This is a genomic window from Bradyrhizobium jicamae (genome assembly GCF_018130215.1).
In the GTDB taxonomy this organism is placed as follows: domain Bacteria; phylum Pseudomonadota; class Alphaproteobacteria; order Rhizobiales; family Xanthobacteraceae; genus Bradyrhizobium; species Bradyrhizobium jicamae_A.
Window position 1 is genome coordinate 18,368 of record NZ_JAFCKQ010000064.1, and the last position, 20,585, is coordinate 38,952.

16 protein-coding genes are annotated in these 20,585 nt (G+C 64.2%); 5 read left to right on the plus strand and 11 right to left on the minus strand.

Annotated features, from left to right (window positions below; genetic code table 11):
• Window positions 1–29 precede the first annotated feature (29 nt).
• The 4 genes from JQ586_RS36795 to JQ586_RS36810 all read right to left on the minus strand — a co-directional run bounded on the left by JQ586_RS36795 (window position 30) and on the right by JQ586_RS36810 (window position 5,933).
• Complete coding sequence (locus JQ586_RS36795; protein WP_212399541.1) at window positions 30–917, minus strand: 2-hydroxy-3-oxopropionate reductase; 888 nt, start codon at window positions 915–917, stop codon at window positions 30–32.
• Window positions 918–940: 23 nt separating this feature from the next.
• A complete protein-coding gene (gene hyi, locus JQ586_RS36800; protein ID WP_212399542.1) occupies window positions 941–1,726 on the minus strand; it encodes a hydroxypyruvate isomerase in 786 nt (261 codons plus the stop codon).
• Window positions 1,727–1,738: 12 nt separating this feature from the next.
• Entirely contained in the window at window positions 1,739–3,532 is a 1,794-nt protein-coding gene (gcl, locus tag JQ586_RS36805; protein ID WP_212399543.1) for a glyoxylate carboligase, read from the minus strand.
• 193 nt (window positions 3,533–3,725) lie between these two features.
• The gene (locus tag JQ586_RS36810) at window positions 3,726–5,933 is read right to left on the minus strand and encodes an ATP-binding protein (RefSeq protein WP_212399544.1); all 2,208 of its coding nucleotides are present in this window, start codon (window positions 5,931–5,933) and stop codon (window positions 3,726–3,728) included.
• 223 nt (window positions 5,934–6,156) lie between these two features.
• Between JQ586_RS36810 and JQ586_RS36815 the strand changes: the two genes are divergently transcribed.
• Entirely contained in the window at window positions 6,157–7,530 is a 1,374-nt protein-coding gene (locus JQ586_RS36815; protein WP_212399545.1) for an ABC transporter substrate-binding protein, read from the plus strand.
• A gap of 13 nt (window positions 7,531–7,543) precedes the next feature.
• On the opposite strand, the gene JQ586_RS36820 is transcribed toward JQ586_RS36815, so the two are convergent.
• The 5 genes from JQ586_RS36820 to JQ586_RS36840 form a co-directional block, all read right to left on the minus strand.
• Complete coding sequence (locus tag JQ586_RS36820; protein ID WP_212399546.1) at window positions 7,544–8,605, minus strand: ketopantoate reductase family protein; 1,062 nt, start codon at window positions 8,603–8,605, stop codon at window positions 7,544–7,546.
• 121 nt (window positions 8,606–8,726) lie between these two features.
• Window positions 8,727–9,506, minus strand: coding sequence for an NYN domain-containing protein (locus JQ586_RS36825; protein ID WP_212399547.1), 780 nt, complete (start codon window positions 9,504–9,506; stop codon window positions 8,727–8,729).
• Between the two features lie 156 nt (window positions 9,507–9,662).
• Window positions 9,663–10,070, minus strand: coding sequence for a hypothetical protein (locus JQ586_RS36830; protein ID WP_212399548.1), 408 nt, complete (start codon window positions 10,068–10,070; stop codon window positions 9,663–9,665).
• A 132-nt stretch (window positions 10,071–10,202) separates the two neighbouring features.
• Window positions 10,203–11,051 carry an IclR family transcriptional regulator gene (locus JQ586_RS36835; RefSeq protein WP_212399557.1) on the minus strand — a complete coding sequence of 283 codons (849 nt, stop codon included), beginning with the start codon at window positions 11,049–11,051 and terminating at the stop codon, window positions 10,203–10,205.
• A 115-nt stretch (window positions 11,052–11,166) separates the two neighbouring features.
• Window positions 11,167–13,296 carry an acetate--CoA ligase family protein gene (locus JQ586_RS36840; RefSeq protein ID WP_212399549.1) on the minus strand — a complete coding sequence of 710 codons (2,130 nt, stop codon included), beginning with the start codon at window positions 13,294–13,296 and terminating at the stop codon, window positions 11,167–11,169.
• A gap of 216 nt (window positions 13,297–13,512) precedes the next feature.
• Between JQ586_RS36840 and JQ586_RS36845 the strand changes: the two genes are divergently transcribed.
• The 3 genes from JQ586_RS36845 (at window position 13,513) to frc (ending at window position 17,343) form a co-directional block, all read left to right on the plus strand.
• Complete coding sequence (locus tag JQ586_RS36845) at window positions 13,513–14,208, plus strand: GntR family transcriptional regulator (protein WP_212399558.1); 696 nt, start codon at window positions 13,513–13,515, stop codon at window positions 14,206–14,208.
• Between the two features lie 60 nt (window positions 14,209–14,268).
• Window positions 14,269–15,999 (plus strand): oxalyl-CoA decarboxylase, encoded by a 1,731-nt coding sequence (oxc, locus tag JQ586_RS36850; RefSeq protein WP_212399550.1) that lies wholly within the window; start codon window positions 14,269–14,271, stop codon window positions 15,997–15,999.
• 66 nt (window positions 16,000–16,065) lie between these two features.
• Window positions 16,066–17,343 carry a formyl-CoA transferase gene (frc, locus tag JQ586_RS36855; RefSeq protein ID WP_212399551.1) on the plus strand — a complete coding sequence of 426 codons (1,278 nt, stop codon included), beginning with the start codon at window positions 16,066–16,068 and terminating at the stop codon, window positions 17,341–17,343.
• Between the two features lie 96 nt (window positions 17,344–17,439).
• Here the strand turns inward: frc and JQ586_RS36860 are convergent, their stop codons facing one another.
• Window positions 17,440–18,183 carry a class I SAM-dependent methyltransferase gene (locus JQ586_RS36860; RefSeq protein WP_212399552.1) on the minus strand — a complete coding sequence of 248 codons (744 nt, stop codon included), beginning with the start codon at window positions 18,181–18,183 and terminating at the stop codon, window positions 17,440–17,442.
• A gap of 390 nt (window positions 18,184–18,573) precedes the next feature.
• Window positions 18,574–19,137, minus strand: coding sequence for a hypothetical protein (locus tag JQ586_RS36865; RefSeq protein ID WP_212399553.1), 564 nt, complete (start codon window positions 19,135–19,137; stop codon window positions 18,574–18,576).
• A 348-nt stretch (window positions 19,138–19,485) separates the two neighbouring features.
• Between JQ586_RS36865 and JQ586_RS36870 the strand changes: the two genes are divergently transcribed.
• Window positions 19,486–20,585, plus strand: a 1,100-nt coding sequence (locus JQ586_RS36870; protein ID WP_212399554.1) for a hypothetical protein, incomplete at its 3' end; no start/stop codon positions are given.

The following is a 20,585-nucleotide window of genomic DNA, read 5'->3' on the forward strand; positions in this document are numbered from 1 at the left end:
GTCGGAAAACCGCTTCACGCTTTTCCGGATCATGCCTTGGCGATCTCGTGGCTCGCCATCATCTCGAGCGCGCGCACCATCGCCGAATGATCCCAGGCCTTGCCGCCATGCGCCGCGCAGGAGGAGAACAATTGCTGCGCCACCGCCGTGCTCGGCAGCGCAATGCCGAGCGCACGCGCGCCTTCGAGCGCGAGGTTGAGATCCTTCTGGTGCAGCTCGATGCGGAAGCCGGGATCGAACTTGCGGCTGACCATGCGCTCGCCGTGAACTTCGAGGATCCGCGATGACGCAAATCCGCCCATCAGCGCCTGCCGCACCAGCGCCGGATCGGCCCCGGCTTTCGAGGCGAACAGCAGCGCCTCGCCGACCGCCTCGATCGTCAGCGCGACGATGATCTGGTTGGCGACCTTGGTGGTCTGCCCGTCGCCATTGCCGCCGACATGGGTGACGTTCTTGCCCATCCTGTCGAACACCGGCTTCATCGTGGCAAAGGCGCGCTCGGGACCACCGACCATGATGGTGAGGCTTGCGGCTTTCGCGCCGACCTCGCCGCCCGACACCGGCGCATCGAGATAATCGGCCCCGAGCGCCTCGATCCGCCTGGCAAATTCCTTGGTCGCAAGCGGCGAGATCGAGCTCATGTCGACGACGATCTTGCCCTTCGACAATCCCTCGGCGACGCCGTCCTTGCCGAACAGCACGGCTTCGACATGCGGCGTATCCGGCACCATGACGATGACGGCGTCGGCCTCCTGCGCGGCCTCACGGCCGGATTTGCAGGTGATGGCACCGCCGGCCGACAGCTCCTGCGGGATCGGCGCCACGTCATGCAGGAACAGCCGGTGCCCGGCGGCCAGCAGATGCGCCGCCATGGGACGGCCCATGGTGCCGAGGCCGATGAAACCGATATCGATCATGGTGTGTCTGTCCTTGTCGTTGATCACGTCTCGAAGGTCTGCGCGGCGTGCCAGCCGAGGCCTTCGACGGTCGAGGTGCGCGGCTTGTATTCGCAACCGATCCAGCCGCGATAGCCGATCGCGTCGAGGTGGCGGAACAGGAACGGATAGTTGATCTCGCCGGTGCCGGGCTCGTTGCGGCCCGGATTGTCGGCGAGCTGCACATGCGCGATGTGCGGCAGATGCCGTTGCAGGCGACGCGCGATGTCGCCCTCCATCACCTGCATGTGGTAGATGTCGTACTGCACGAACAGGTTGCTCGAGCGCACGTCGGCGATGATCTGCAGCGCCTGATCGGTGCGGTTCAGGAAGAAGCCCGGAATGTCGATGGTGTTGATCGGCTCGATCAGCAGCCTGATCCGCTCGCGCGCCAGGGCATCGGCGGCGAAGCGGAGATTCTCGAGCAACACCTCGTTCAGCTCGAAGATGTCGGCATCACGTGGCGCGATCCCGACCAGGCAATTGAGCTGCCGGCATTCGAGCGCCTTGGCATAGCCGATGGCGCGCGCCACGCCATCGCGAAATTCGTCGACGCGATCGGGCAGGATCGCAATGCCGCGCTCGCCGGCCGCCCAATTGCCGGCCGGCAGATTGTGCAGCACCTGGCTGAGCCCGTGCTCGTCGAGCTGCTCGCGCAGCTCGGCCTTGTCGAAATCGTAGGGGAAAAGATATTCGACGCCGCCGAAGCCGGCGGCCTTGGCGGCGGCGAAGCGATCGAGGAACGGCATTTCGCCGAACAGCATGGTGAGGTTGGCGGCAAATTTCGGCATCGCGGCTTCCCCTCAGGCCGGCTGCAGCGCGTCGTCCCGGCGCGCTTCTGTCGGCGTATCGTCGATCGGCAGATCGAGCACTTCCTCGAACTCGACGATGTTGTCGATCTCGGTGCCCATTGCGATGTTGGTGACGCGCTCGAGGATGAACTCGACCACCACGGGCACCTGGAATTCCGCCATCAGCTCGCGCGCGGTCTGGAAGGCCGCCGCGGCATGATGCGGATCGGTGACGCGGATCGCCTTGCAGCCGAGGCCCTCGGCAACCGCGACATGATCGACGCCGTAGACGCCAAGCTCGGGCGCGTTGACGTTCTCGAACGACAGCTGGACGTGATAGTCCATGTCGAAGCCGCGCTGCGCCTGGCGGATCAGCCCGAGATAGGAATTGTTCACGACGACGTGGATGTAAGGCAGCTTGAACTGCGCACCGACCGCGAGCTCCTCGATCAGGAACTGGAAATCGTAGTCACCGGACAGCGCCACGATCTCGCGCGCCGGATCAGCTGCGCGCACGCCGAGTGCCGCGGGCAGCGTCCAGCCGAGCGGCCCGGCCTGCCCGGCATTGATCCAGTTGCGGGGACCATAGACCGACAGGAACTGCGCGCCGGCGATCTGCGACAGGCCGATCACGCTGACATAGGTGGTGTCGCGGCCGAAGGCACGGCTCATCTCCTGATAGACCCGCTGCGGCTTGATCGGCACGTCGTCGAAATTGCTCCGGCGCAGCATGCTGCGCTTGCGGTCCTGGCAGGCGGCCGGCCAGGCCTGCCGCTCCCTGAGCCTGCCCGCCTTGCGCCATTCCTTCGCGACCGTGACGAACAGTTCGAGCGCGGCCTTCGCGTCCGACACGATGCCGAGATCGGGGTTGAAGACGCGGCCGATCTGCGTCGGCTCGATGTCGACATGCACGAATTTGCGGCCGCGTGTATAGGTCTCGATCGAACCGGTATGGCGGTTGGCCCAGCGGTTGCCGATGCCGAGCACAAAGTCCGATTGCAGCATGGTGGCGTTGCCATAGCGGTGGCTGGTCTGCAAGCCGACCATGCCGGCCATCAGCACGTGATCGTCGGGGATTGCGCCCCACCCCATCAGCGTCGGCACCACGGGCACGTTCACGGTCTCGGCGAAGGCGACCAGCAGTTCGGAAGCGTCCGCATTGATGACGCCGCCTCCGGCGACGATCAGCGGGCGCTCGGCGGCGTTGAGCATCTCCAGCGCCTGCTCGACCTGGGCGCGCGTCGCCGTGGGCTTGTAGACCGGCAGCGGCGTGTAGGTGGTATCGTCGAACTCGATCTCGGCAAGCTGCACGTCGAGCGGCAGATCGATTAGCACCGGTCCCGGCCGGCCCGAGCGCATCACATGGAACGCCTGGCTGAACACGCGCGGCACCAGCCCGGGCTCGCGCACCGTGACCGCCCACTTGGTCACCGGCTTGGCGATCGACTCGATATCGATCGCCTGGAAATCTTCCTTGTACAGCCGCGCGCGCGGCGCCTGGCCGGTGATGCAGAGGATCGGGATCGAATCCGCGATCGCCGAATAGAGCCCGGTGATCATGTCGGTGCCGGCCGGCCCCGAGGTGCCGATGCAGACACCGATATTGCCCGATTTGGCGCGGGTGTAGCCTTCGGCCATGTGGGAAGCGCCCTCGACATGGCGGGCGAGGATGTGCCTGATCGAGCCGCGCAGCTTCAGCGCCGAATAGAGCGGATTGATCGCCGCCCCTGGCACGCCGAACGCGCAGGTGACGCCCTCCTTCTCCAGGATCCGCACCGCCGCATCGATCGCCCGCATCTTCGCCATGTCGCGCCTCGCTCAAACGTTGTTGGCTTCTGCCGCCATCATCACGACGGCGAGGCATGATCTCAACGAAGCGGATTTTGTTTCCCGCATCGTGGAAGCGTCGGAAAAAAACAGCACGGGATCAAACGCTTGGAATGGTCGCGCGCTGAAACCATCATTTGGTGGACGCGCTTTTGCCCGACCGCCTGATGCCTCAGGGCGTGGTCTTCCCGGTAGCTTGCGCAGCGGGGCTCCCGGAGGGAGCAGTCTCGTCTCGTACCAGAGGCAGGGTGAATTGAAAGACGGCGCCTCCAGCTTCGTTCGGGCGCGCCCACATCCGTCCGCCGTGAGCTTCGACCATCGACCGGCAGATCGCGAGGCCCATGCCCATGCCCTCGGGTTTGGTCGTGTAGAAGGCATTGAAGACGCGCTCCACATCCCCCGGGTCCAGGCCCGGGCCGGTATCGCGAACCGTGACCAGCACGCCGTGCTTGACCTCCCTCTCGGTATCGATCCGCAGCTCGCGCGCTCCCTTGTCGCTGGCGCTCATGGCTTCAATGGCATTGAGGATCAGGTTCAGGATCACCTGCTGCAGTTGCGTGCGGTCGCCACTCACCCCGGGCAATCCAGGCGCGAGCTCGGTCCGCAGCAAGATACGGTGCTTGAGCACTTCGCTTCGGGTCAGCGCGACCATTTCGAGGATGGCCTCGCTGAGATCAAACCGATCCTTGCGTGGCGGCACCTTGTTGATGAAGGCCCGGATCCCGCCGATGACGTTGCCGGCGCGCTTGCCGTCCTTGACGATAAGGCCGAGGGAGTTGCGAACCTCGCCGAGATCGGGCGGTTGAGCGGAGAGCCAGCGCAGCGCGGCCTCCGCATTGGTGACCGTCGCGGCGATCGGCTGGTTGACCTCATGGGCAATCGAGGCCGTCAGCTGCCCCATCGTGGTGATGCGATTGGCGTGCGCGAGTTCCGCCTGCATCGCGCGCAAGGCCTCTTCGGCACGCCTGCGTTCCGTGATGTGACGCCCGACGCCGCGGTAGCCGACGAAGCGCCCCGTCTCGTCGAACACCGGCAGCCCGGAGACCGACACGTAACGCCTACTGCCGTCGGGGCCGGGCCGCGCCAGCTCGAAATCACGGAACGGCAGGTGGGCATCGAGCGTCTCCCGGTGCTTTCGCCAGGCCTCTTCGTCGGGCTCCAGGTAGGGCACCTCCCAACGGGTCTTGCCGATCTCGGAACCCGGCGCCGGCCCGTCGGCAAGGCTCTCCGCGAACTCCTGGTGGGTAAAGCGATGCTGCGCATCGGTCTCCCAGTACACATCGAAGGAGAAATGCACGAGCGTGCGAAAGCGCTCCTCGCTCCGCCGCAACGCCTCGTCTGCCCGCTTGCGCTCGGTCAGATCGAGGACAAAGCTGACACCCTGATTTCGGCTTTGCTCGAATACCGTCCCGCCCATCAGCACCGGGACACGGCTGCCGTCCTTCCGGAAATACTCCTTCTCGAAGGGCTGGACGGTCCCCATCTGCTTCAGCTCCGCCACGGTGCGCACGTCGCGGTCGCGCCATTCCGCAGGCGTCAGGTCGGTGCGGTTCAGGCGCCCCGAGGCAAGATCCTCCCGGCCATAGCCCAACATGTGTAGAAACTCGTCGTTGGCCTCGAGAATACGGCCGTCGAGATCCCAGATGATGATCCCGACGATGTTGGCGTCGACCAGCCGCCGGATCTTCTTGTCGCGTGCCTCGAGATCGCCGTGAAGCGCAAGATTTTCCGCGATCGCCTTGCGACGTCTTGTCGCCTCCAGCCGTGCAAGTGCCAGCGCCACCGCCGCCAGCGCCGAAACGATAACGACGGCCGCAGCGATGAACCAGGCCTTGCGCCGCTCGAGCATCGCGGCGCGCCTGTCGACATCCACGCGCAGGAAGCGCTCATGGTCCACCATCTGGTCGAGCTGCGACCTTATCTCGTCCAGGCTGCGCATCATCGCCAGCGCGGCCGAGCCGGAGCTGGTTCGAGCCGTTTTGACGATGTCGTCGATCTCGCGCAGCTTTTCCGCAACGGTCAGCGCCAGATGTTCGGCACGATGGCTCTGCAATGGATCGTTCGCGACCAGAGCCTGGAGCGCCTGTGTGTCCCGTCGCACGCTTTCGTCGGATACGCCGTAAGCCTTGAGATATGTGGGGTCGAGTGTCAGCAGATAGCCGCGTCTCTGGGCCTCCACGTCGGCGATGACCGATTTGAGCCGATCCAGCGTCTCGAGCACCTCGTCGTTGCGCTCGCTCGCGAACGTTGTCGCTTGTCGCTCCTGCCAATACCGGAAGCCGAAAATCCCGATCGCAAAAACTACAATTAGAAGAACGGCGACCACCAGCGCCAACGGACGGGCAAACCACCGGGAGGACTGGCTCAGGGCGACTGGCATCGGTGTTGGGTCTTCGCTGCTCACGTAGGCGGCGCTGTTTTCTGATGCCGACGCAGAGTGCTGCTAGTATAGTGCAGACATGGTCAGGTCCGCGCAGGCGAGACGGGAACCAGAACGCTCAGCCGCGCAGATTATACCGGCTTTGAAGAGCCCGTCAGTCCCCTCGCAAGGGACCAGACGTCGCGGTCGGACCTGCATGTCGTGAAGGGCCAGGAGCAACCAGATGGCTCCAAATGAAAAGCTGCCGAGCAGTTCGGGGGCGGCCAGCCGGCGCAGCTTCGTGAAGGGATTCGGCGCGGCGGCGGCCTTGCCGGCGCTTGCGATGCTGCCGCGGCGGGGTTTCGCCGAGGATGCCGCCGCTGGGTATGCCAACGCTGCGATCGATTGGAAACAAGCTGCTGGGCAGACCATCACGCTCGCGGGCGCGGTCCATCCCTGGTCGAATGCGATCGCTCCGCTGTTGCCCGATTTCACCAAGCTTACCGGCATCAACGTCGTGACCGACTTCCGGCTGGAGACCGCGTACCTCGGCGCGCTGCCGATCCAGCTCAACCGCGGCGACAATACGCCCGACGTCTTCATGTTCACGACCTATGGCCAGGGCATCTCGGGAGGATGGCTCGAGCCGCTGAACGCTCATTTTGCCGACAAGTCGCTGAGCGACCTCGGCTGGTATGATGAGAGCGACCTTCTCAAGACGGCCCGTGCCTTTCCGTTGTGGCGGGATGGCGAACGCTACGCCATGCCGATCACCTCCGAGGCGGTGACCTTGTTCATCAACGGCGAAGCGCTGGCAGCGAGGAACCTGCCCGTCCCCAAGACCTTCGAGGAGCTGCTCACCACTGCCAAGGCCGTCAAGACCAACGAGATATCCGGGATCGCCATGCGGGCTCGGGCGGGCGGCAATTCGTCCGTGCCGGCAATGAGCTTCCTGTTTTCCTATGGCGGGGCGATGATCAGGGACAACAAGGCCGCCTTCGCCGGCCCCGAGGCGATAGCGGCGGTCGAGATTTACGCACAATTGCTCCGCCAGGCCGGACCGGCCGGCATCGGTGGCTACGAGTGGTACAACGTGCTGGACGATTTCCTCCAGGCCAAGACGGCGATGGCAATCGACAGCAGCAACTTCGCGACCGACATCTCCAATCCGGCAAAGAGCCACGTAGCCGATCAGGCCGAATTTGCCGCCTTTCCACATCCCGAAGGCCGCACGTCCGTGCCATTCATGTCGCACTGGCAGGCGTGCATCAATTCCAAATCACGACGCAAGCGGGCGGCTTTCCTGTTTCTGTTTTGGGCGACCAGCAAGCCGACTTCGATGCGCACCGCCGCGGCAGGGCTTGCGACGACACGCATGTCGGCGTGGTCGAGCATGGATTTCAAGAAGGCATTCGGCGCACAGGCCGCGGAAGCGGCGCTGACCAACCTTCAGAATGCCGATGTGGACCGCGCCAAGGCGATCCTGTTCCATCCGCAATCGAGGCCGATCCTGGATGCCTTCATGATCGGCGTGAACGAAGTGATCTCCGGAGCGAAACCGGCGAAGATCGCGATGACCGACGCCGCCGAAAAGGCCAATGCGGCGATCCGCGGGTAGCCGGCCACGCCGCTCAATTCATCCGCAACTCTGTAATGTGCCGCGGATCAGGTTTGAGCTCGCCGCGCTCGACCCGCTTGACGATATCGGTCAGCGCGGCGTTGGCCAGGCACGACATCCCGAGCTTCTCGCCCTCGCGCACCACGAGGCCGTTGAGGAACTCGATCTCGGTGCGCCGGCCCTTCTGCATGTCCTGGCCCATCGAGGGGCGCTGTGCCGACGAGGTGCGCTTACTATCCTTGAAGCGCTGCTCGTCGCAGGCGCGCATCGCCGCCTCGTCGCCTTCACCGGCGCGGGCGATCGTCTCGGGCGGCAAATGCAGGATCTCCTCGAGCTGATAGCCCTGCGCCTGCCCGACCCGGATCGCCTCGCTGCCGAGCCGGCTCGAGAAACGCCGCAGCGGCTCGCTTTGCAGAACCTCGCCGCCCGGCAGACCGGTGCAGGCCGAGAGCCCGTTGCCCATGACGTTGGCGACCAGCTTCGACCAGCGCTCGCCCCAGAGATTGCCGGTGACCTTGGCGCTGTCGGAATATCCGACCAGGCGGCAAACCTCTTCCGCACGCGCCGTGATCCGGCCGTGCACCTCGCCGGCGCGGAACACGGTGTGCGCGGCCCCGCCCTTGCCGGCGCCGCGGTGGATGTGGCCGGGCTCGGGCAAATTGACGGTGATGCTGCTGGCGATGCAGCCGAGGGTCTTGCCCCAGCCGACGATGCCGGCGATGGTTTCCTCGTTCATGCAGTTCTGCAGCGACACGACGTAACCGTCGGGCGCGAGATATTGCCGGATCAGCATGGTGGCCCAGGCCGTGTCGTAGGACTTCATGCAGACGAAGGCGATGTCGATCGGCTTCTCCCTTGCCAGCTGCTGCGCGTCGGTGACATGCAGCGCTCGCACGGGAACCGAGAATTCGGCAACGTCCATGGCGTGAGTGACGCGCAGGCCGTGCTTTCTCATGTGCTCGACATGCGCGGGCCAGGGGTCGATGAAGGTGACGTCCTCATTGGCCTGCGCCATATGCGCTCCGGCATACCCGCCGACGGCGCCCGCGCCTACGATCGCGATCCTTCGACCCATCCATGCCTCCCATGTCCGTAGCGGACTCATCCGCCCGTCTCTCGGGGATCACTTTAGTGGATCGGGCCTTCGCGCCAACGGCCCGCTTCATGCCCAAAGCGGGCCCGAGCCATGCCGCCAGTCATGGGCTGCCGGCCGGCGGTTTTCGTGCCGCACGCCGCTTCGGCGGCGGCGCGGCAGCCGGCTTGACGCGAATCCGCATTGTGTCGCCCTTGGCCTGATCGATCTCGAACGCATTGGTCTTCCGCACGAGGTCGCTCAGCTTGCGGAAACCGAAGGTGCGCGGATCGAAGTCCGAGGCCAGATTGGCGAGATGCCGCCCCAGTTCGCCGAGCGTCACCCAGCCGTCCTCGCTTTCCATCTGGGTGATGACCTTCTTGATGATGGGAGCAGCGGCGTCGTGCGGCTGCAGCGATTTCGGTCCCGAGGCTACGGCGCCCGGCGTGCTGACCGTGCCGCCGCGCAAGTTCTCGGTGTAGACGAACCTCCGGCAGGCCTGCCGGAAACTCTCCGGCGTCTTCTGCTCGCCGAATCCGAACACGTCGATGCCATGCTCGCGGATGCGGGCGGCCAGGCGCGTGAAATCGCTGTCCGACGACACCAGGCAGAAGCCGTCGAACCGGCCGCTATGCAGCAGGTCCATCGCGTCGATGACGAGCGTGATGTCGGATGCGTTCTTGCCGGTCGTATAGGCGAATTGCTGCTGCGGGATGATGGCGTGCTTGGACAGGATGTCGGCCCAGGCCTTGGAGCGCGGATTGGAGAAGTCGCCATAGATGCGCCGGACGCTGGCCTCGCCGATCTTGGCGATCTCCTCGAACAGGCCGTCCGCAATCCGTGCAGAGGCGTTGTCCGCATCGATCAGGACCGCGAGACGGGGCGAGCGGAGTTCTGACGGCATGACGGTCCCCATCATAAGATCGGGGCATCGCCCCTCGACGCCGGAGCATGGACGAAGCGACATGCCGATGTCGAGGCTCTGGACTCGCGTTTTGGCGCGTTTTGTTGACGCGAACCGATATCCACTTCGCTCGAGAACGCCTTGGAGCGGCGCGGATCAGATCACCTCGCCGCCGTCGATCGCGCGCTTGGCGAATTCGACGGCCTTCTCGGCCGAGATCGCGTCGGCCACCGTGGTCGCCTCGTCGCGCACCGCCGGCGGAAACGCGATCCGGATCTTCTTGCCGTTCGAGCGGCGGATCGTCGCACGCCAACGATCGGTGTCGCGCTTGAACGCGTCGATCACATAGTCCTTGTAGACAAGCCGGCTCACGGACGCCGGCTGCGACGGCATGTCGGGCGCAAGCGGCCCGCTCGCCACCTCGCGCACCATCTCGGTGATCGAGTGGACGATCTCGTCACGCGCGGTGCCGGAGGCGTCCCTGAGCAGATATCTCACGGCGGCGCCGATTTCCGCCCGGGCGCGATCGTCGCTCGCGAATTCCAAATCGTCCTGAACTGACATGGCTGGTCGTCGCCTCCTCCGGCCCCAACGCCAGCGCCTTCCGGGCGCATGGCAGGCTTGCCGCCGGTGGGCAGATAATCGCCTCCGCGTTAAGGCCCGATTATCGGATAGGCCCGGATTTTTCCGCGGCCGTTAACCTGCCCTGACCTGCGGCATCACGCCGCCCAGCGCCAGCGTGAGTTCGGCGGCGACCTCGCGCACGACCTGGCCGAGTTGCGGCAGGCGGTCGTCGGTCACGCGGCTGGTCATGCCCGACACCGAGATCGCGGCGAGCGGCTCGGCACAGTCGTTGTAGACCACGGCTGCGATGCAGCGCAGGCCCATGCAGGCTTCCTCGTCGTCGACGGCGTAGCCCTGGCGGCGGATCGTCTCGAGTTCCCTGAACAGGTCGCTCGGTCGGACGATCGATTTCTCGGTCAGCCTGGGCATGCCGTGATGCTGGATGATGGCGCCGACGTCCTCGTCGGAATAGGTCGCCAGCACCGCCTTGCCGACGCCCGAGGCCACCATCGCGACACGGCCGCCGACCTTGGTCAGCGAGCGCATGATCTCGCGGCTTTCCATGCGGGTCAGCACGATGATGAACTCGTCGTCGACCACGGCGAGATTGGCGGTCTCGCGCGTCAGGTCGCGCAGCTTGCGCAAATACGGCACCGCCTGCGCCGAGAAATTGCGGCGGCGGGCGAAGGTTGCGCCGACGGTGAAGGCGCGCGCGCCGACATGCCATTTCGAATCGGCGCGGTTGAACTGCACGAAGCGGCGGCCTTCCAGGGTCGCCAGCAGGCGGTGCACGGTCGAGGTCGACAGCCCGGTGCGGACCGCGAGGTCGCTCAGGCGATAGCCCTGGTCGTCCTCGGCGAGCGTCTCGAGGATGGAGAGCGCGCGATCGACGGACTGCACGCCGCCGTCGCGCGGTTCGGCGTCCTGGCTTGTACCGGGCTTCGGCACGACGGCCCTGCGGCGGATCACGTTCTTCCTCATCGCGACCTGCATATCATCACCTGTCAGACGAGCAGCGCTGCAACCTCGAACTTTCCCGCATGGTGGAAAATGCCGCTTCGGAGACGATCCGAAGCGGCAGTCACGCTTGACCGGATCAGAGCAGGCCCGCGCCGCGCGCCCATTTGTACTTGGCGCCGAGCACCTCGACCGGGAGCTCGGTCGAATAGGCATAGGCCGGGATGCCGTGCTGGTAAAGATATTCGGCGGCCTCCTCGACCTCGACGTCACCGGCGAGCGAGGCGACGATCGGCTTCACAAAGCCCTTGGCCTCCATCTCCTTCTTCACCTCGACCATGTTGCGGGCGAACACCATCGGCGGGGTGACGATGGTGTGCCAGTAGCCGAGGATCAGCGCGTGGATGCGCTCGTCCGACAGGCCGAGCTTCACGGTGTTGACATAGGTGATCGGCGGCTCGCCGCCGGTGATATCCACAGGATTTCCGGCAGCGCCGAACGGCGGGATGAACTTGCGGAACGCCGCATCGAGATCCGGCGGCATCTGCATCAGCGACAGGCCGTTGTCGACCACCGAGTCGGACAGCAGCACGCCGGAGCCGCCGGCGCCGGTGATGATCAGGACGTTCTCCCCCTTCGGCGTCGGCAGCACCGGCACGCCGCGGGCGAATTCGAGCAATTGCCGCAAGGACCGGGCGCGGATCACGCCGGACTGCTTGAACACGTCCTCATAGATCTTGTCGTTGCCGGCGAGCGCGCCGGTATGCGACGAGGCTGCCTTGGCGCCGGCCGAGGTGCGGCCGGCCTTGAGCACGACCACCGGCTTCTTCTTCGAAACGCGTTTTGCCGCCTCGGCAAAGGCGCGGCCATCCTTCAGATCCTCGCAGTGCTGCGCGATCAGGTTGGTGTTGGGGTCCTGCTCGAAGAAGGCGAGCAGATCGTCCTCGTCGATATCGGACTTGTTGCCGAGGCCGACGATCGCCGACACGCCCATCTTGGCCGAGCGCGAGAATCCGATGATCGCCATGCCGATGCCGCCCGACTGCGACGACAGCGCGGCATGGCCCTTGACGTCATAGGCGGTGCAGAAGGTCGCGCAGAGATTGGCCGGGGTATAGTAGAAGCCGTAGATGTTCGGTCCCATCAGGCGGATGTTGTACTTTTTGCCGACCTCGACGATTTCGGCCTGCAGCTCCGGCGCGCCCGCCTCGGCGAAGCCCGAGGGAATCAGCACCGCACCGGGGATTTTCTTCTCGCCGCATTCGGCCAGCGCGCCGGCGACGAATTTGGCCGGGATCGCGAACACCGCGGTGTCGATCACGCCGGGTACGTCCTTGACGCTCTTGTAGGCCTTGTAGCCGAGGATCTCGTCGGCCTTGGGATGGATCGGGTAGATCTCGCCCTTGTAGCCGCCGTTGATCAGGTTCTTCATCACGGAGTTGCCGATCTTGCCGTCCTCGGCGGAGGCGCCGATCACGGCGACACCCTTCGGCTGCATGATGCGGTTCATCGCCGCGACGATCTCTTCGGTCGGACGCGGCGCCGGACGCGGCTTGTAGTTGAAGTCGACGACGATGCGGACGTCGGCCGCGATCGCGTTGGCCTTGGTGGCGAACACAGGGTTGAGGTCGAGCTCGACGATTTCGGGGAAATCGCTGACCAGCCGCGACACCTTCACGATCACGTCGGCGAGCGCCTCGCGGTTGACCGGATCGCCGCCGCGCACGCCCTTCAGCATCTCGTGCGCCTGGATGCCGTCGAGCATCGACAGCGCGTCTGCCGTCGTCGCCGGTGCGAGGCGGAAGGTGATGTCCTTCAGCACTTCCACCAGTACCCCGCCGAGGCCGAAGGCGACCAGCTTGCCGAACGAACCGTCGGTGATCGAACCGATGATGACCTCGGTGCCGCCACCCAGCATCTGCTGGACCTGGATGCCCGCGATCTTGGCATCGGCCTTGTACTTCTTGGCGTTGGCGAGGATGGTCTCGTAGCTCTTCTCGGCCTCCGCGGCGCTCTTGACGCCGACCACGACGCCGCCCGCCTCCGTTTTGTGCAGAATGTCCGGCGAGACGATCTTCATCACAACCGGGAAGCCCATGTCGGAGGCGATCCGCGCGGCCTCCGCCGCCGACCTGGCAACGCCCTCCTTCGGCACCGGAATGCCGTAGGCGTCGCACACCACCTTGCCTTCGGGCGCGGTGAGGCTCGTGCGCTTGTCCGCCTTGACCGCATCGAGAACTTTGCGGACCGCATCCTTAGAATTTGACATTGGCTTCCTCCTGGGACAGATTTCGTGGTATTTGGTATGCCAAAAACGCAATTGTCAAGATCAACCGATGCGCAAAAACATCGGGAAACAGGGGTAGCTTGACATCGTGGTATTTGGCATGCCAAAAACTAGGATAATTTCTTCTGCTAAGAAGACGTCTCCAAGAGGAGGAGACGAGTCGTGCCCGAACCAAAACAGACCAAGGCGTCGCTCAACATGGCTGACACTGACATCGCCATCGTCCGGATCGCGCCGGAGACGAGCTTCAAGAACAAGGCCTATGAGGCCTTGAAGGAAGCGATCCTGAAGATGGACATCTATACGACGCCGGAACCGGTGATGCTCGACGAGCGCGCGCTTTCCGAGCGACTCGGCGTCAGCCGCACGCCGATCCGCGAGGCGATCGCGATGCTCGAACAGGACGGCTTCGTCAAGACCGTGCCGCGCCGCGGCATCGTCGTGGTCCGCCGCACCAAGGCCGAGATCGTCGACATGATCCGCGCCTGGGCCGCGCTCGAAAGCATGGCCGCGCGCCTGATCACGACCACCGCGCGCAAGAAGGACATCACGGCGCTGCGCGACTTCTTCAAGGATTTCAGCAAGGACCGCCTGCCGCAGGACCACGTCGAGGAATATTCCAAGGCCAACATCGCCTTCCACCAGGCGCTGATCTCGCTCTCGGAATCGCCCGTGCTGGTCGACCTGACCAACGACCTGCTGCTGCATGTGCGCGGCTATCGCCAGCTCACCATCGGCCGCAAGGACCGCACGGCGACCTCCCTGCCCGAGCATCTCGGGATCATCGAGGCGCTGGAGGCACGCGACACCGAGCTCGCCGAAAAGCGCGCACGCGACCACACCCTTGGGCTTGCGGCTTATGTCGAGGCGCATGGCCAGGAATTATTCACGTAGATCCACCTCACGACGACGATCAGATCGTCTGAACCAGAACGATCAGGGAGAACGAAGCCGATGCTGAATACCGCCGCGAAGTCCGAAGTACCGGGCACCGAGCAAGAGCTGACGGACGGCTTCCATCTCGTCATCGATGCGCTCAAGCTCAACGGTATCAACACCATCTACGGTGTGCCGGGGATCCCGATCACGGACCTGGGCCGCATGGCCCAGGCGGCGGGCATTCGCGTGCTGTCGTTCCGCCACGAGCAGAACGCCGGTTACGCCGCATCGATCGCGGGCTTCCTGACCAAGCGGCCAGGCGTCTGCCTCACGGTGTCGGCGCCCGGTTTCCTCAACGGCCTCACCGCGCTGGCGCATGCCACCACCAACTGCTTCCCGATGATCCTGATCTCCGGCTCCTCCGAGCGCGAGATCGTCGATCTGCAGCAGGGCGACTATGAGGAGATGGACCAGCTCGCGATCGCCAAGCCGCTGTGCAAGGCGGCGTTCCGCGTGCTGCATGCCCAGGACATCGGCATCGGGCTCGCGCGTGCGATCCGCGCTGCGGTGTCGGGCCGTCCGGGTGGCGTCTATCTCGACCTCCCCGCAAAACTGTTCTCGCAGGTGATGAATGCCGACGCCGGCGAGAAGTCGCTGGTCGAGGTGATCGATGCGGCGCCGGCGCAGATCCCTGCCCCGTCGGCGGTCAAGCGCGCGCTCGACGTGCTCAAGGCGGCAAAGCGTCCGCTCGTCATCCTCGGCAAGGGCGCGGCCTATGCGCAGGCCGATGAAGCGATCAAGGCGTTCGTCGAGAAGAGCGGCGTGCCGTTCCTGCCGATGAGCATGGCCAAGGGCCTGCTGCCCGACCTGCATCCGCAATGCGCGGGCGCAGCGCGTTCGACCGTGCTGAAGGAGGCCGACGTCGTGATGCTGATCGGCGCCCGCCTCAACTGGCTGCTGTCGCACGGCAAGGGCAAGACCTGGGGTGATGCTCCGAAGAAATTCATCCAGCTCGACATCGAGCCGAAGGAAATGGATTCCAACGTCGAGATCGTCGCCCCCGTGGTCGGCGATATCGGCTCCTGCGTGACGGCGCTGCTCGAGGGCATGGGCGCGAACTGGCAGGCTGCGCCTGCCGACTGGCTCGGCAAGGTGACGGCGAAGCGCGACGAGAACGTCGCCAAGATGGCACCGAAGCTGATGAGCAACGCTTCCCCGATGGACTATCACGGTGCGCTCGGCGCGCTGCGTGCGATCATCTCGGAACGTCCGGACACGATCTTCGTTAATGAAGGCGCCAACACGCTCGACCTCGCCCGTGGCGTCGTCGACATGCACAAGCCGCGCAAGCGGCTCGACGTCGGCACCTGGGGCGTGATGGGCATCGGCATGGGCTATTCGATCGCCGCCGCGATCGAGACCGGCCACCCCGTGCTCGCGGTCGAAGGCGACAGCGCCTTCGGCTTCTCGGGCATGGAGGTCGAGACCATCTGCCGCTACAAGCTGCCGATCTGCATCGTGATCTTCAACAATGACGGCATCTATCGCGGCACCGACGTGAACAGCGCGGGTGCCGATCCTGCGACCACCGTGTTCGTCAAGGGCTCGCGCTACGACAAGATGATGGAAGCCTTCGGCGGCGTCGGCTTCAACGCCACCTCGCCCGACGAATTGAAGCGCGCCGTCAACGCGGCGCTGGATTCCGGCAAGCCGACGCTGATCAACGCAGTGATCGATCCCGCCGCCGGCTCGGAGAGCGGCCGCATCGGCAACCTCAATCCGCAGAGCGTTCTAAAGAAGAAATAAGTCACCCCCTTCAACCCAACACTCCCTGCGGGCGCAGGGGCAAGACAGAGTAACGGAGCAGACGATATGACCAAGGCGCTCAAGGGCGTTCGCATTCTCGATTTCACCCACGTTCAATCGGGCCCGACTTGCACGCAGTTGCTGGCCTGGTTCGGCGCCGACGTGATCAAGGTCGAGCGCCCCGGCGTCGGCGACATCACGCGCGGCCAGCTGCAGGACATCCCGAACGTGGACAGCCTGTATTTCACCATGTTGAACCACAACAAGCGCTCGATCACGCTCGACACCAAGAACCCGAAGGGCAAGGAGGTGCTGACCGCGCTGATCAGGAAGTGCGACGTGCTGGTCGAGAATTTCGGCCCCGGCGTGCTCGACCGCATGGGCTTCCCCTGGGAGAAGATCCAGGCCATCAATCCGAAGATGATCGTCGCCTCGATCAAGGGTTTCGGCCCCGGCCCGTACGAGGACTGCAAGGTCTACGAGAACGTCGCGCAGTGCACCGGCGGCGCCGCCTCCACCACCGGCTTCCGCGACGGCCTGCCGCTGGTCACCGGCGCGCAGATCGGCGACAGCGGCACCGGGTTGCATCTCGCGCTCGGCATCGTCACCGCGCTCTACCAGCGCACGCATTCCGGCAAGGGCCAGCGCGTCACCGCGGCGATGCAGGACGGCGTGCTCAACCTCGCGCGCGTCAAACTGCGCGACCAGCAGCGGCTCGCTCACGGCCCGCTGAAGGAATACAGCCAGTTCGGCGAAGGCATCCCGTTCGGCGATGCCGTGCCGCGCGCCGGCAATGATTCCGGCGGCGGCCAGCCCGGCCGTATCCTGAAGTGCAAGGGCTGGGAGACCGACCCGAACGCCTACATCTACTTCATCACCCAGGCCCCGGTCTGGGAGAAGATCTGCGACGTGATCGGCGAGCCGACCTGGAAGACCCATCCGGATTACGCCAAGCCGCCGGCACGTCTGCCGCGCCTCAACGAGATCTTCGCCCGCATCGAGCAGTGGACGATGACGAAGTCGAAGTTCGAGGCGATGGAGATCCTCAACAAGGACGACATCCCCTGCGGCCCGATCCTGTCGATGAAGGAGATCGCCGAGGACCAGTCGCTGCGCGCAACCGGCACCGTGGTCGAGGTCGATCATCCGACCCGCGGCAAGTACGTCTCGGTCGGCAACCCGATCAAGCTGTCGGATTCACCGAGCGAGGTACTCCGCTCACCGCTGCTCGGCGAGCACACTGACGAGATCCTGCGCCAGGTGCTCGGCTTCTCCGATCACCAGGTCGCCGAGATCCACGATTCCGGCGCCCTCGATCCGCCGCGCAAGCAGGCGGCGGAGTAAGGGGCAAGGCGGCTCAGGTAAACGGAAAATGGCCGCGGGCAACCGCGGCCGTTTTTGTTTGGAGGAGCGACTACCGGTTCGCGTGAAGAAAACGCGTCAAAGCAGGAGCCTGAGCTCCGTTCCGATTCCATTTGGACGGAAGGGCCTCTGGTTATCGCTTGCCGATGCAGTTGGCTCCTTCAGGATAATCCCGAACATCCCTTTTTTATTGAAGCGCCTCCGGTCGGGGTGAAGTGGCTCAGCCTCGCAAATCAATGACCGGTGACCGGAGAACTCCTGCACAAAGGATTTGAATCCCCAGTTGGCATCGATGTCATCGACGACGATCGCTCCGCCCGGCCTCAGGGCGGCCCAGGCACGGTCTATCTCGAAGCGGACGTTGTGCTCACTGTGCAGGCTGTCGTGAACAAAAAGGTCGATCTGGCCAAGTTGGGAAAATATCGCAGGTAGCCGTCGCTTGCTTGATCCCTTGATAAAGGACCAGCGATCCGGATATCGGTCGCCAACCGCCACGCCAATCTGTTCGTGCCACCGATGCTCCAGCGGCAGATGGTCAATGCTCCATAGATGGCCGGCCCCGTTCCGCTCAAGCGCCTCCAGGATAAAACGCGATGAAATGCCGCGAGCGACGCCGGTTTCAACCACATGTCTGGGTCGTAGATGACGGGTGAGACACCATATCGCACGCAGGAATCCGGCATCGCCGTCATTCCAGCCCTTGAAGCTTTCGGGACCTGCCAGAATGCCCTTGGCTTGCAGTTCTCCAATGACGTCCGGCCACAAGGACCAGAACTCCGTCGCCGCCGAGCACGGCTCCGACACGCCGAGCATTTCATGCATGCGCCAATCCCATGCGAGGTCGGCATGGTACAGGTCGGGAGGTACGGGCCGTTCGCGACTTGCGATGTATCTGTCCTGGAACGCTGTCACTGCCTCAAGCGGGTCGGACGCGAATGCATAGGCGGCCCGCATTGGATGGCTCAAGCAGTACCGCAGAACTGATTGAGACATTTCATCATTTCCCTACTACGCGCCGGCCCTTCAAACATTGGACTGGAACCCGTGCCGTCGCACACGAACTATTCGTGGGTAGTGGCCCGGCCGAAATATTTCTAAATGTTTCTATGTTGCAGAAGGCCGCCGGCTCCCGGCGGCCTCCGTCATGCGAGGTGGTCGGCGTCGCAACAAGAGACGCTGCCAGACCCCGAGCTTTCGCCGTTGTCAGGACGATCACGCCAGGGTGGGAACGGCAGAGATGTAAAACACCTCGAGGTTTCCGGGCGCCCATTGCGGGTGGGTGCCCCGGGCATAGAACTGGCAATTGACGATGCCGCTTCCGTTGCCCTGCCGCGAGTTGACCCCGGCGGCATTCATCCGAAGATAAGCCGTCGGATTGGCGACGGAGCGGATTGCGACGACGGGACTGTTCGGTATCGGCACGAACTGGAAAACCTCATCGTTTCCGGGCGCAACCTGCGGTTGGGTCCCTTGAGCGTAGAACTGGCAGTTGACGGTTCCACTTCCGGCGGGGTTGAATTCCGTCACGCTCGACCCGTCCATCCGCAGATACGCATGAGCCGAAACGGTCGATCTGAGCGCAAAGGCCGTGTCAGAGAGTGGTACGAACAGGAAAACTTCGTCATTGCCCGGCGCAGTGACCGGCTCACTTCCCGGTCCATAGAACTGACAATTGACGGTGCCGCTTCCGGCCCCGTTGAAGCTGGTCACCCTGGAGGTGTCCATGCGCAGGAATGCGAAGAAGTTGGTCGCGGAACGAATCCAGATGTTAGTCATGACGCTTTTCTCCTCGGAGTAGGTTTCTCCTGGTGGGACCTGGCGAGCCGCGAACGTGTCGTGGCGCCAGCTGATGTCGCAAGAGGTCGCGGGCGATCTCTGCTTGCTTTTGACACTAATACTCGCCGTGCGTGTGTTGCCGTGATCCAGATCACAACGACGCGCACAAGAAAATTTGTTTGTTGTTCGGTCGCGCCTCGACGCATGAACGCAGCGTCAGGGCCAAGGCGATCGCCTCGCGCACATCGCCGCAACTCAAGAAGCCTTTCAAAAGTTTAATCCTTTGGCCGCGTGGTTCGGCCCCGGATCCCTGAACCCCGGAATATGGCGGCGCCACCAATCGGGGCCATGACAAATTCCAGCTTCACAAGAATCGACGTTCCCGCTCCGGTGGAACCCTATCAATACATTTCCGTCGACGGCGTCGATGCCGCCGGCGAGGCGGTTGGAAACTACGGCAGCGTCGACGGCGACGGCGACGGCACCTTCTACGGCTTCGTCGCCACAGGCAGCAACGGCACGCCCTCCGATCCACCCGGATCGAGCAACACCGACATCGTCGGCATCACCTCCGGCGGCGAGATCTTCGGCGACTACGTGGACTACGAAAACAGGCAACACGGCTTCGTCGAGAGCAACGGCGTCGTCACGAAGGTCGACGTCTTGCTTGCCAACAGCACTACCGTCTCCGGTGTGAACAGTGTCGGGTTGATCTACGGCAGCTACGCCGACGCCGAGAACGGCGTTCACGGCTTTTTCGAAAACAACGGCGTCTTTACGCCGGTCGACGTTCCCGGCGCCAACAGCACCTCCGTCGCCGGCATCAGCGCTGCCGGCACGATCGTCGGCACCTACACCGACGCGGCTAATGTCGCGCATGGTTTCGCTGACAATGGCGGCACGGTACAGACATTCGATCCGGCGGGATCGATTTCCACCAGCGTGGTCGGCATCAGCGATACCGGCGAGATCGTCGGAAACTACCAGGACAGTTCCAACAACACCTGGGGGTTTGTCGACAGCAACGGCATCATCTCCAGGATCAACATTGCCGGCGCGACCAGCGTCGGCGTTTCAGCCGTCAATTCCGGCGGCGAGATCGTCGGATATTATGTCGATGGCAGCAGCAACGTTCATGGCTTTATCGACAAGGGCGGCGTCGTCGGGACCGTCGACGTTCCCGGAGCAACCGAAACCGACATCGTCGGCATCAACGACGATGGCGTGATCTCCGGATTCTACAACGATGGCAGCGGAAACCAGCACGGCTTCGCAGGAACGATTGCCACCGTTCTGATCGGGACATCCGCGACGACCGATCTGGTCCAGCTCGGGGACAATTATTTTCTCGACGGCAAAAGCACCGGGACAGGTCCCGAGGTGATGTTTGGCAGCGCGCCCCTGACCCCCGGTGAGTATGGCTGGACCCCGATCGGCGCAGTAGAGAC